Source organism: Dyadobacter sp. CY327, from assembly GCF_021390415.1.
Taxonomy (GTDB): Bacteria; Bacteroidota; Bacteroidia; order Cytophagales; family Spirosomataceae; genus Dyadobacter; species Dyadobacter chenhuakuii.
On record NZ_JAJUXJ010000002.1, the window covers coordinates 263,147 to 276,878 of the forward strand.

A 13,732-nucleotide genomic window follows, 5' to 3' on the forward strand; every position below is an offset into this window, starting at 1 on the left:
GTTTAAATAAAAATTGTTACAAGCGCTTTGCTTAACATTGGTAACAGGCAGTAACCTGACTTGTAACCTGCCCTCTAAGGCGGTTACTCACAGTTGCGCGACAGCTCGTGAATTCCACACGATTCCCTATTAATCCGACCTTCGTCGAAAACCTGTTTCCAGTTGTTATGGTAAAGAACGATTCGCGATATTTTGTATCCGGCAAAGGATTAAATATCTACGCAAAGCTATGTAAGAAGCATTTAATCTCTACACATTGCCATATTTTTAGATATTATCACTATTCAATAGTCAAAAACACTGCATTTCTATCTTTTTCAACATTAAAATGTCGGTGCTAACAGATAAAATTCTACGGATGATGGAAGTTGAGAAGCGCCCTGTTGGATTAACGCGTTTTACATTGATGAGTAATTGTTGTTACCCCAGGTAACATTTGTCTTTTTTGTCTTGCTATTCAAAATATCGGGGCCTATATTTGCACTCACTAGACTTAGTCTAAATAAGACTTGCTTCACACCTATTTCTGAAAACCCGGCAGTGGCAACTGTAAGGGCAATTAATTAAGAAAAATCATCGAATGTTATTGAAGCCTTCTCTACTCATTACAGCAATTGTTAGCCTTTTTCATCTTCATACTTTTGCACAGACATCTGCCCTGAAAACGGCAGTAGTCAAAGGAAAAATCAGCGACGACAAGGGTTCGGTGGTCAGCTTTGTAACCATAAGGGTTAACGGGACCAGCATCGCCACTTTCTCTGAAACCGATGGCACCTACACATTGAAAGATGTGCCTTACGGCCATCAGGAAATTATGATTACGTCTGTCGAAATCAAATCCAAAACTTCCAGGATCCACGTTCACAAACCCACGCACGAGTTTAACGCGGTTGTAGCTAAAACCGCCCAGGATCTCAACGAAGTGCAGATTGTTCAGAAAACGGAAAAGAAACAGCTTGAAACGCAGGGATTTGCAGTCGCAATCATTGAAACAAAAGAAGCTTCGCTCCGCAACTTAACCACCAATGAACTGCTGGACCGGGCCGTAGGCGTCCGCGTTCGTCAAAACGGTGGAATCGGATCACGCGTGGAGTATAACCTGAATGGCATGTCCGGCAGTGCGGTTGGGATTTTCCTGGATGGCATTGAGATTTCAACTTATGGGTCCTCCTTCAATCTGAACAACATTCCACCTGCAATGATCGAACGCATTGAGGTTTACAAGGGTGTGTTGCCCTCGCATTTGACAGGCGATTACGTGGGCGGGGCCATCAATGTGGTTTTGAAAAAAGACGCTTCCCAAAACAACATTACAGCTGCGGTTGCCTACGGATCTTTCAACACATTTCAGGCTGATCTTTCCGGAATCTACCGTAACAAGCAAACAGGTTTTACCACCAGGGCATCAGGCTTTTACACCTACACCGACAACAGCTACACCACCTGGGGCAAGTTTTCAAAATTTGTGCATCCCGACCGAACATTGGAGCGGTATTACAGGGCCAAAAGATTCAATAATGCTTATAAGTCAATCGGCGGCAGGTTTGAAGTCGGATTTACGAATGTGAAATGGGCGGACCAGTTTTTCATAGGTTACAATATTTCAGACACTTACAGCGAAATCCCGCACGGCACCACCATGGCAAGGCCTTATGTGGGCAGGTTTGGTGAGTATCAGGCGCATGTGGTCAGCCTGAATTATAATAAGAACAATTTCCTGGCCAAAGGATTGGCGCTGAATGTAAATGCGGTCCGCAGTTACAGGAGCACATATGTTCAGGATACAGTTGGCCAGGTTTACAACTGGGACGGAAAACCCAGAATGCTCATCCGGAACGGGGAAGTTGTGCCCGTGCCGCCCACTCCGGGAATGGGCCAGCAAGGTGCCAAGAGCATTGTGGAAGTAAACCGGCAGATCACCAATATGCGCTCTAATCTGGGATACACTGTTTTTCCGGGTCACAGAATTTCCCTTAATCACAAGCTGGAAACCACCGACAGGGATGACAATGACCTGCTGAATCCGGAGCGGAAAGAAATGGTGACCATAAGCAGTGTAGTCAACAACATTCTTGCCTTAAACTATGAAGCGCAGTTCTTCAACGACAAGCTCAAAACAAACCTGCTGGGAAAATACACCTCCAACCGGACGATTCAAACGCGGCCTGAACTGATCGAACAAGACGGCGCAAACGTCATCAACAGGGTGCGCAACAAAACGGTGAACCACAACAAAGGATATGGCGCTACGGTTTCCTACAATGTATTTTCCAAAATGTACATCATCGGCTCAACTCAAAACGCCTACGTTACAGCCACCGAAAACCAGCTTTACGGCGATCCCGAAAACAACATTCTGGAAAACCCGGGTCTGATCCCTGAAAAGAATGTGAATTACAATCTGGGTTTCCGCCATGGCCCTATCCAGGCCGGCAAACACAAACTGACGCTCTATGCGAGCGCATTCTGGCGGAATGGCTTTGATAAAATTACCCAGCAGGCCGTCGAAAATGCGATTGTGCCGGGACGAGAAAGCGATGCGGATATTCAGGTTACTAAATATATCAACCTGGGACGCACGCAATCCAGGGGCTTTGAAGGAGAGGTGATTTATGTATATGACAACCGCCTGAATGCACTCTTCAACTTCTCTAAATTCAACACTTTATTCAAACAGAAATTTGACCAAAAGGGCAATCCGCACGATCTGTACAACTTGCAGCTTCCCAACGAGCCGTTTTTTACCATGAACGGCAGCGTTCAGTACCGGCTTAATGACAAGTTCCAGAAAAATTCGATTCTCAATTTTTATTACAATACAGGCTTTGTCGGCGCTTTCGGGACCGTTTGGATGGAATCTGAATGGTTTACCACGCCTACCCAGTTCTATCACGATTTCGGAGCCAGCTACCGGTTCCCGAATGGTAAGATGGTCGCCAGCTTCGATTTCAAAAACATGCTGAATGCAGAGATGTATGACAACTTCGGTGTGCAAAAGCCTGGCAGGAGTATCTCAGTTAAGTTGAATTACACAATTAGTAAATTTTTATAATAATTAATTTAAGATGAAAAAAAATCTGATAAGCGCGGTGATCCTAGGTTTGGCAATGACGTTTGCCGGTTGCAAAGATGATGTGACCGATCCTGACGGTGGTGGCCAAACGCCTGTGAGCGAAAGGGAATTTATCTCATTGACTGCATCGATCCCTGATGCTGAGGGAACGGCAGGCAACGGCGGCACAATGGCTTACGCCATCACGCATGCGCAGGCTATCGACCCAAACTTTTCAGTTGATATATACAAAAACGGCTTTGGCCTCCGCTCTGCGCGCACAGCCCGCGTGCAAGCTTCTGAGGATGGAACGGAGCTCTATAACATTCAGTATACGGGTGAAGATGGCGGTGTATTCAACAAATATTTGGTAAAGGGCGCCAAAGATTATCAGGATACAGGCAACGAACTGGACTTGTCGGATATCGTAGGCACTTCTCCCCGCTGGACAAAAGCGGCTGAGGATATCGGAATCGGCGTACATTTAACCGGAAGCAAGACCGTAACGGAAGGCGCTGCGCCAAACCACGTTTTCAAATACACCCGGGGAAAAGTAAGGATCGCTGTCATTGACCTGAAAGAAGCCAGAGTACCCAACTCCACCGAATTCGATTTCCCTTTCCCGGCTGAGCTAGAAGCACAGGGCTACGCAGTGGGACGCATTGATGTTCCCGTTTTGAATGATGACAAAACCAAGATATTCATCGGCTGTAACGTAAGCAAAATTGACCCGAAAAAATTGTCTTACAACACTGCCGGGGAGCCGGTATGGGCCAACGATGCTGCTAACCGCACACTTGGAACAACGACGCTGGTGGTGGATTATCCTTCTTTGCAAAACCCAAAACTGATCTATTCCACCCTTTCTAAAACCAACAACCACTCCTACCGCACCATGACGCAGTATGTAGGCAATGATGGCAATATTTATCAGGCCACAGCAACGGGCGGAAAAGACATTTTACGCATTAATAAAAGCAACAGTGATTATGATAATGGCTATCATTTTGACCTGGATGCTGCTTTGAGCCTTAAAGACACGCGTATCCAGGCTTGGAGATACATCAAGGACGGAATCGGCATTGTTTTATATAACATTGCCGGAGAAGGCGGTTACATCGCGTTAATTGACCTGAATGCCAAAACGGCAACCAAAATCAGCAACGAATACGAAGCTGGGTTGGATTTTGGCCAGTATCAGAATATTGCGGTGAGCGGAGATTTCGTATATGTTCCACTGACACCAACCGGCGAAGCGGGCAAGTTGCACGTGATCAACTGGAAAACCAAAGAAGTCATCAAGGGAGCTGCATTAACCGGTCAGTCAGGATCGAGCTATCTGGGTTCTTACTAGTTGGCAGGCTACTGATCATTGTTGGCAGTGATCAGTAGCCACTCTATTTCTCTGCCGAACTACGCCTCAAAAGGCATTTCCGAAATTTTATGGGAATATCCACTACCTAAAATACGTCAAATGACGTATTGCTGCTCCATGCAGGCAATTTTATCTTTATTAGCAAAAGTCTGGTTTTCGAAGACACTTTGTGCGTAAGGAAAAAATTACTCAAATGGTAAAGGCACTTATTTCATTGGTTTTTTTAACACTTGTTTTCTCTTGTCACAAAGAAATCGAGTTCCCGGAAGCAGATTTCGAAGTGCCAACGGGTACGATGAAGGCTGGCGTGCCTGTGACTTTTAAAAATACTTCGCGGAATGCCAGTGCCTATGAATGGGATTTTGGGGACTCCTCTACCATTGTGACCAGCGGTGATGCCGAAATCACGCATAATTTCAAGATTGGTGGCAATTTCAATGTGAGACTTATTGCTAAAAATGGTGGCGGATCCAATGGGATTTCTAAAAGTATAAAAGTCGACGCGCCAGACAGGCCACTTCCCAAAGCCATTTTTGATCTTGATCCAGCCCTTGAATGCCCAGCCCCATGCACGGTGTCTATTACCAATAAATCCATTAATTCCACCTCATACACATGGTTTTTCGGGGATAATACGCCCTTTGAAACACGTCAGCGTGATGAGAAATTATCCCGCACCTTTTCTGAACCACGTAGCTACGCAATCACGTTAGTTGCAAAAGCCAGCGGACTCCCAAACGACACATTAATAAAAACGTTAAAGGTAACCGCACCACAGTCGGTGCAGCCTACCGCAGAATTTGATATTTCAGAAGAGAACTGTACCTATAATTGCGACGTCACATTTACAAACAAATCCGCTAGTGGAGTCACGTATTTATGGAACTTCGGAGATGGAAGTTTGTCCACGGATCTTTCTCCAAAGCACACTTATAAGCGCGCAGGCGCATATAACGTCATCCTCGTCACCAGAAATGGAAATTTGACCAGCATGAAAAAGAAAACCGTACAAATCTACGCTAAATGCAGACTTGCCAAACACACAAGGCAGCACCCGATCACCGGAAAGTACGAAGCTCTTTTCACTTATGACGCAAATGATTTCCCCCTTCGAAGCACGGAAATAGAAAACGAAATGTCGGGCGCGCCGGTCTCCCGTATCGTCAATGATTACACTTATGCAGACGGCCAATTAACCCGACAAAATTATAGCCTCGCCGTGAGAAACAACAGCCAGTCAGTTGTGGAGATCAGCTCCGGAATATTTTCTTATAAATACAACAGTGACGGGCTGCTCTCGTCCACCGAAATATTGCGAACAACTGTTAAGGACAGAAATAACCCGGCCGGGGGAAGTACGATCAGTAAGTTGGCCTTACAGTATGAATATCATACAAATTACAATGTTTCAAAAGTCATAGTTGACGGCACTGTTTATAATTATTCTGAAACCGGCTTGCTCTTATCCGTTATCCCAAGCAGCGATAATTCGGGGGAAGTGTACACCCTTAAACACCAGAATTTTACCAAAACATACCGGGTCACCAAATATATCATTGCGGATAACCGAATTTCAGAGATCGAATTTACAGACAATGCAAAGCAAAAACTGGAATATGACCAAGAGGGGCAGCTGATCAGAAAAACGTTCCGTGATCCGGCTTTGCCCTCAGAAACAAGTTGCGTAGAGGAATGGAAATACGACAATCAGAAAAATATCAATTTGCTCACGCGTGTACATCTGGGCCATCCGTCCTACCTGGCGCCGGAAGGTGTCATCCTTCATAATATCACGAGTTACACCAAGGCGATATATCGCGCAGGTTTGTTAGATGAAACGCAGGTAAACGAAACAACCGCCTTCAGCGAGTATAACACCGAAGGTTTGCCGACAAGATCCAACCTGTTTGCAGGCGACAACATCTACACTTACTATTGCAATCGTTAGAAGAGCGAGCACGGTTTAGCCGCTCACCTCATCATTGAGAATATATTTCAATAAAGAAGCGTCCTGGCGATCCACAAACAATTGCCCTTGCCAGAGTGAAAAAAGGACGCAAAAAGCCGGATCTTCATCTTCCATAATGAACTGGCTGACCGGCCCAAAGAATTCTGCTAGCTGATCCTGATCGCAGGTAGGCAGGAAAATGCGGAGAACCCGTGGATCATAAAACCGGAAGTATAGCTCCTGGCCTTCTTCGGTCTGCACTATCAAGAATCGCATGAAGTGTTGATACAATTCTTCAAATTCAGTATTGCTTTGCACCCACAGACCCCAAGAATGACCCCAACCGTCACTCAACAGGAACTCTTCAAAATCAGCTGTGTAAGGATATTTAAATAAAAATGGTGCCACAGAAAGAAGAGTCTCATCTTGAGCACCCTTGCCCGGGTAAAGCGAGGTGTGAAACGGGTTAAGTTCCCGCGCCCGATCCATGGAATTTTCCATTCGAGCAGCGTCTAGCAGGAGAGTTGTGAACATTATTTTCTAAAGAACTCGCTTATGATGCATTTTTATTTGTGCGTATCCACTCTTGAAAGTCAGTGTTTCCGCATAGTCATTTGAATACTTAATGCACCTTGATGGTGTTCCCTTATTGCTAACAGAGAAAGGATGCAAGTTAAAATCTGCAAAAGGTAGTATACAGGTTAATTTCCATTTTACAGATACCATTAGGTTGACCTTTGAATAATACCACCCTTTCGCAACGCTCAAACTTTAAACAACTAATTGAGATTTTCCGATACAGGCCAGATTCCAAATTCATTTTCCTCTAAACTATTAATTCTCTCCGTCTAGCTTTGATTCTAAAATATCGCTTACTTTTGCATTTAAGGCATGAGTAGTAGTCTTTCGCAATTAACTCGTCACTATTTCTTGCAGATAGAATTCAAGCTTAATCGTTCATTTCAAATACTTACAATATAAACCCAACCGTTTAAAATTATCATAGTCCTACAATGCTTCGTCAAGGACTACCTAAAAGTTTTGAATAACACATTTCTTTAACTCAGCAACATATTCATTATTTTTTACGAAAATTCTTGTATTTGCATCAATTGAGTTGAATTCGATCTGAACCTTAATACCTGATTTATAGCCTGCAAAATGTTCAAATACAGTCAAAATCTCGCTTTCATCAAAATGGATATCTAATATATTTTCTTCACCATCTTTATCGAGCCAATTGATCTCTATCCGTTCAGGTATAGGGTGATTTTGAAACTTTTCAATTTCCAGAGTGTTAGGCAAAAATATTACCTCTCCATTGAAAAGTGATATAAGAGCCGACTGGCCTTTAGGAGAGGAAACGAAGGAAAATCCCCAGTCAAATATTTTTCGATACTCCCTCGACCACTTGCCCAACGGATAATTGCCTAATCGTACGTTCTTATTATCGGCCTCAGTAAAAGCATTGTTTAAAAGCGCATCTGCATAGAATTCAAGTGAACGGGAGGCACCTATAAATCTTGTAGTATCTACTTGAATTTCGTCAGCTCGAAAAAAACCTATTTCTTTGCAAACTCCGCTTCCTGTTAACCACAGACTTACTCCACCCTCAGGCGCTGTCCCGACGACAAAGTATTTAAACGCACCTTCTGTACCATCAACGGGACTTATTTTTTTCTCCGCAATAGCTTGTTCCAAATCATTTGATTCAAGATCGAACATTCCCTGATAAAATTTCCTTTCTCTAAGTGAAAACCACTTGATATACATTTTCAAAGGCAAGGCTTGTTTGTCTTCATCTGAGAGTATTAAGGCGCCGATTTTGCCCCACCCATTTTTCACAACGCTTCTTATCTGGATTTGCATTTTGCGTCCATCCGGCAACAAAAAAAAACCGTCCATGACTTCAACCGGAAAATCCTCCGGAGCACAACTTGTTACCAGCCAAGTGTATGTTTTCATACCTGTATCTCTTTGATTTGGAACACATCCAAAAAGTAGTATTTGGAATAAAATGTAGATAAGTTTGATATCAACCTTCATGAACTCTTCTTTTTCTTATGTTTCCCTCGTACTCCGGTCCATCTGGGGCATAGCTGTTAAGCATCTTTTTACAGCAGGCAGAAAAATGCAAATAATTTCTTCTTAATTCAAGTAGTACGGGAGCGCTTCTCCATATCTCTTGATTGGAAGGATTATCGAGATACTTTTCTAACAAATTATACGTCTGAGAAAGAGTGGGGTCATCAGAAATAAGTCGCATTTCAGGAGCATTATTGATTTTTTCCTTAACAAAATGCATTCCATTTCTTTCCGCTTCCAGCTTCATTAAATGCAAGGGGATCCGGCTATAATAATTACTAATTCCTTTATACTCTCGTCCAGCGCGCTTGACAAAAACTTCTCCATGCCAGTTAACTGCCTCCCTAATTTTTTCAAAGTTTAGCAGACATCTTCTTCCATCTTTATGCAAAAGATCGGAATAGTCAAACCAACCCTCCGATATCAACTGCTCTATATCCGCCTCAATAATCTCCAAGTCTCCCTCAGAAATGAAAAAATCATCTGTATCATATATTTTAATATGCTCAAAGCTGGGACTACTGTACCCGCCACCAATATCACTATGCACGCCAGGAAGGTGTAACTCTTTTCCTGTTGGCGCACTTTTAATGTTAGTTGATGCAAAATTTTTACGATGCTCGTCAGCTGCCACAAGATGCAATACGGACGTTGCTTGTCCTATGGCATTAAGACTTAAATCCTTTACGTTGCTCAATCGCAGCGCCGTTCCAGAAATTCCGACCGAAGACACTGTGTCAAAAAGCCCAGCAAAATGAACCTTCACTTGTTGAATATCGAATCCTTGCTCATTTAGTCGCTCCTTCAAAGGCTTAATGATCATCGCGAGACCACCAGTTACAAAATAAGTTGTATTAAGAATTTGATTTATAAAATGCCTAGCAGCCGCCGCTCCACGGCTAAAACCGAACACATCGAATCTGAACTCATCAATAATTACCTTTTTACTAGCTAAATCTGTCCGGTTTTTTACCACTTCCATTATTTCGACTATTGATTTTTCAACTTTTGCGCGGACGCCAGTGGTGCTCTGTCCCAATGCATATCCCAACATTGAATCTTCCTCAGAATTCTCAGTTCCAATCCCTTCTCTATATATTGGCTCAAAACAGTGATGGTATTCAAACTTGCTAGTGTCAACCACACGGACCAAAAGTGCTATATTTGAATAATCATTCTCGTAAGAACTGGGACTCGAATATTTGCTCGAATACTGGTCGGGATCATTAAATTTTTCTTGAATATCCTTCAAAATAATGTCTTCAGAATAAGGACTTTTTTTAGACTTTGAGTACGATACGTTTGACATATTATTTAGTGTTCCATCGAAAAATATAGAGACGCGAACCTTAACCCTCTCCCGCTCCTTTTTTACTTTATGTGAATCAGGTCCGTCTGCTACACATGAAATAGATCCCTTCAACATAATGATAACGATATTAAAGGTGAATTACTTTCAAAGAAGACCTTTCACAAAGCAAGGATATGTAAAAGTTCTCTACCCTAATAGATTCGGAATCATGCAAATTTTCTAGCAGATCTAAGCTCTGCTGGTCTGGGCTGGATGTACTTCTAAATATCAGGCATTCGACTAGCTTAAAAAGGTTTATTCTCTCATATACCATGTTTTCCATTCCGAGAGCTAAAATCTTTTCTATATTCAAATTTATCTGCGTATCTGACAGCATCAAAATCAATTCAGGATACTTCAATTTGATTTCCCTTTCAACGTCCGATTGAAATTGTTCTGAGGCAGAAATTCCAAGCATAAGAAGTTGTGTATTTCGAATTAACATAGGAGTTAATGTTTTTTATTGCAGCATGGGCACTTTCCCTCATCGTGGATGAACACAGAGCCATTCATTGCTGCCTGCTTTCTAGTTATTGCCCGAGATATTGCTTTTTTAGATTCATCCGACATACTCTTTATCGCTGCAGACAAAGCAGCGGGTGGCACCCCCGCCAAACCACTTCCAACAAACGTCTCCCCAATCAAAACCGTAGGCAAACCCACCACAATAGCCCCGCCATGCGCGCACATATCACCCATTCTTGCCGCAGGTTTTCCACCAATAAAAACACCGGTCGAACCAAGCACAATCGTATCCGGCGGACCGGTACACACACACATATCACCCGAAACCGCCGCCGGCATTCCACCGATCAGAACCGTTGGAACGCCGGGGCCGACAACTGGGCCGCCTACGTGGGGCACGAGCCCGGTCACCATTGGGCAGACATGCATATCGCCAATTCTTGCAGCTGGTTTTCCCATAATATGAGATTAGTATTTGTATTTGGCGATGTAAGTGTTCGGCATTATACCATAATTAACCAGTTCGACCCCGGTGAACGAAGCAGTTCCCTGGAACCAGCCAGTACTATATACAGTTCCGTCCGGAGCAACGCAAACACTTGTTGCACGGTCCTCACTTTTACCACCCACGCTGACCTGAAATTTTCCTGTTAATTCGCCATTTTCCTTCTTGACTTCACAAATAATAGCATCAGTCGAACCATTTGCTTCAAATGCCTCGGCTGCTCCGGGGTAATTGTAGCTGTCGCTATATGATCCAGTAAAAATTACATCACCTTCACCAGTTACATCAATACCTCCTGCATAACTTTTACCTGTGCCAAATTTATACCATAACGTTTCAAATGACAGACTGGAACTGATTCGACACGCACGGACAGATAGAATGGGCGCCTGAGTTGAATTAGAACTTTCAATTCCTATTATATAGATATTTTTGCTTTTATCCAGGGCTATATCATAGCCAAAATCATCAGTTTCAAAACCGAAGTTGCTTGACGCACTCCAAGAGCTCCATGAAGCGTCCCATTTTGCTACGAACATATCAGATTTGCCCCAACTATTTCGAGTACCATATATTGATAGAGATCCTTCAAAAGAGCCTACAAGATATGCACTTCCCTCATCGTCAATTGCCATTGACGCGACAGATTGCAACCCAACCCCGCCACCAATAGAAGGTCGCCCGACCTCACCATCTTCGGTGTCATAAAGCACCAAACAAATGTCCTGACCATTCGCGGAATATGTTTCATTACCGAAGAATATATCACTCTTTGAGGACGAACCTGTCACTATACCCGCCATGTAAACGCGGGGCCCTTGAGCCGTTTGGTAAAAACCAATGCTTCTCCCTTGATCATTCCCCGGACCTCCAAAGTTTTTAAACCAGCCTGAAATTCCGTTCGAGTTTAGTTTCATGACAAACCCATCGCGATCTCCTCGAAAATTGAAACCACTAATGCGAGGCGTGCCTCCAATATGACCTGTGACATAAACATTATTTGCATTGTCCAAAGCAAGCCCATTAGCATGATCATCACCTGCACTTCCATATACATTACCCCAAAGGCATTCACCTGATGGGCTATATTTCGCAACATAAAAATCTGTATTTCGCGAACTGATATATCCGGCTGAACCAGTGATGCCATTACCAAAAACCGTCGTGCCTATTGTCGACCCGCACACATAAATGTTGCCGCTCGCGTCGGATATAATATCTGATGAAATATTATATTCACTCTTAATTTGGATTGCACTTACGCTTAGCGACTTAGGCTTGATTGTCACGCTTTCTTGTGTGGTTTTTTCTCCTCCTTCTCCTTTCACAGTCAGTGATACCTTGTAAGTACCTGGTTTTGAAAAAGTGAATTTTGGAGACTTTTCCGAGCTTTGTCCTTCCCCACCGAAATCCCAGGAATATTCATTACCCCCCGTCGAAGTATTCGTAAAACTCACTTCGCATGGCGCCTCGCACTCCTTTTTGTCCACAGTAAAACTCGCCGTCGGGCCTTCCACTTTTACTTCGAACGTTTTTGTTTTTTGGTGAGGCTTGCCTTCCACATTATATGCAGTCAATGTTACTGTGTAAGTACCTGGAACAGAATAGGTATGGGTAGGATTTTGAGTAGTGCTGGAATCCGGATCTGCTGGTGAGGCATACTTATCGCCAAATCGCCATTTATAGGTTGCTGCATTCTTAGACTGATTATCAAAACTAACTTTAAGTGGTGCCACACCTCCATTTTTAGGGGTCATGTCAAAGTCTGCAACGGGGAGCGCAGCTGGCTTTGCCTCTATCACTACCGTCTGTGTTTCACCATGACTTCCTCCATCCGAATTTTTTGCGATAAGCTTAACATAGTAATTTTTTCCATCAACAAATTCATGTGTAACGGTTCCACCACTTTGAATTTCTGAACGATCGTTAAAGTCCCATTCAAGGCTATTTGCATTTTCCGATTTGCTTGTAAATGTGACCGTACACGGCGCAACGCAGGTTGCCGGAGTAAAAGTAAACTTAGCAACCGGCTGTGGGGGCAGCTCCTGATGACAGCCGAAAACGATTGCCAGTAACAACAACTGAATTAAAATTCTTCTCATAGGTTCGGCTTGCTATTTCTTTTTGATGATGAGGGCTCTTGTTTTTTTCTTCATTTCACTTCCCGAAATGGCGGAAAGAGAGATGTTATACGTAACATCTTTGGCGGTGCGTGGAAATGCGTGTGTCGGTGAGTCGGCCTTGACCTGGCTCTTATCTCCGAAATCCCACAAATAGCTGGTTGCATTCTTGGATTTGTTGACGAATGAGTAAACAGCTGAATCGGGGCGGGTTGTATCTTTTGCAACAATATCGAAATCGGCTTCGAGTACTTTGGATGCTGTGATAATGGTCACGACTTTCGCAGCGGTGTCACTTACCGTTTCAATGAAAGCGGTTAATATGACTTTAAATGTGCCTGCTTTGTTGAATGTGTGCTTGGGAGATTGTTCTGTCTTCACAGCGCTGCTATCGCCGAACTCCCACTTGAAAGTTTTTGCATTCTTAGAAAGATTGGTGAAACCAACCTCGCACGGTGCCTGACAATTGTTGCCGGTAACAAGAAATTCTGCTTCCGGAGCAATGGGTGCCGTAATCGTAATTGTCTTCTCTGCGGTGTCGCTGCCATATTTTGCATTACTGATCGTCAGAACAACCTGGTATTTACCTGCTTTGGAAAAATTAAGGACGGGATTCTGCTCCAAGGAAAAACTTGTGCTATCCTTGAAAGACCAGTCGTACTTCCAATTGTAAACACCTTTATTAGTTGACAAATCCTTGAATTCGACACTACACGGTGCTTGGCAGTCTGCGATTAACGTTTCGAAATCGGCCTGCGGGGCTCCGGGCTCCTGCATGGAGCAGGCAACCGCTACGAATGCCATGATTATGAATGCTATTTTGGAAATCAT

8 protein-coding genes, 1 pseudogene and 1 riboswitch are annotated in these 13,732 nt (G+C 43.5%); of the genes and pseudogenes, 3 read left to right on the plus strand and 6 right to left on the minus strand.

Annotation, left to right across the window (positions count from 1 at the left end):
• Window positions 1–28 precede the first annotated feature (28 nt).
• Window positions 29–171: riboswitch (cobalamin riboswitch) on the minus strand.
• Between the two features lie 409 nt (window positions 172–580).
• The 3 genes from LZG74_RS10695 to LZG74_RS10705 all read left to right on the plus strand — a co-directional run bounded on the left by LZG74_RS10695 (window position 581) and on the right by LZG74_RS10705 (window position 6,375).
• A complete protein-coding gene (locus LZG74_RS10695) occupies window positions 581–3,052 on the plus strand; it encodes a TonB-dependent receptor plug domain-containing protein (protein WP_233796569.1) in 2,472 nt (823 codons plus the stop codon).
• A 13-nt stretch (window positions 3,053–3,065) separates the two neighbouring features.
• Window positions 3,066–4,406: a hypothetical protein gene (locus tag LZG74_RS10700; protein ID WP_233796570.1), complete on the plus strand. Its 1,341-nt coding sequence runs from the start codon at window positions 3,066–3,068 to the stop codon at window positions 4,404–4,406.
• A 214-nt stretch (window positions 4,407–4,620) separates the two neighbouring features.
• Window positions 4,621–6,375, plus strand: coding sequence for a PKD domain-containing protein (locus LZG74_RS10705; protein ID WP_233796571.1), 1,755 nt, complete (start codon window positions 4,621–4,623; stop codon window positions 6,373–6,375).
• Window positions 6,376–6,390: 15 nt separating this feature from the next.
• Here LZG74_RS10705 and LZG74_RS10710 read toward each other — a convergent pair whose 3' ends face one another.
• The 6 genes and pseudogenes from LZG74_RS10710 to LZG74_RS10735 form a co-directional block, all read right to left on the minus strand.
• Window positions 6,391–6,909, minus strand: a complete 519-nt coding sequence (locus LZG74_RS10710) for a DUF4123 domain-containing protein (protein WP_255699166.1) — start codon at window positions 6,907–6,909, stop codon at window positions 6,391–6,393.
• Between the two features lie 498 nt (window positions 6,910–7,407).
• Window positions 7,408–8,421 carry a DUF2931 family protein gene (locus LZG74_RS10715; protein WP_233796573.1) on the minus strand — a complete coding sequence of 338 codons (1,014 nt, stop codon included), beginning with the start codon at window positions 8,419–8,421 and terminating at the stop codon, window positions 7,408–7,410.
• The gene (locus tag LZG74_RS10720) at window positions 8,411–9,886 is read right to left on the minus strand and encodes a DUF2235 domain-containing protein (RefSeq protein WP_233796574.1); all 1,476 of its coding nucleotides are present in this window, start codon (window positions 9,884–9,886) and stop codon (window positions 8,411–8,413) included. Before LZG74_RS10720 ends, LZG74_RS10715 begins: the two co-directional genes overlap by 11 nt.
• Before the next feature lie 561 nt (window positions 9,887–10,447).
• A pseudogene (locus LZG74_RS10725) lies at window positions 10,448–10,735 on the minus strand (PAAR domain-containing protein); the annotation flags it as partial.
• 9 nt (window positions 10,736–10,744) lie between these two features.
• Entirely contained in the window at window positions 10,745–12,883 is a 2,139-nt protein-coding gene (locus tag LZG74_RS10730; protein ID WP_233796575.1) for a PKD domain-containing protein, read from the minus strand.
• Window positions 12,884–12,895: 12 nt separating this feature from the next.
• A complete protein-coding gene (locus tag LZG74_RS10735) occupies window positions 12,896–13,732 on the minus strand; it encodes a PKD domain-containing protein (RefSeq protein ID WP_233796576.1) in 837 nt (278 codons plus the stop codon).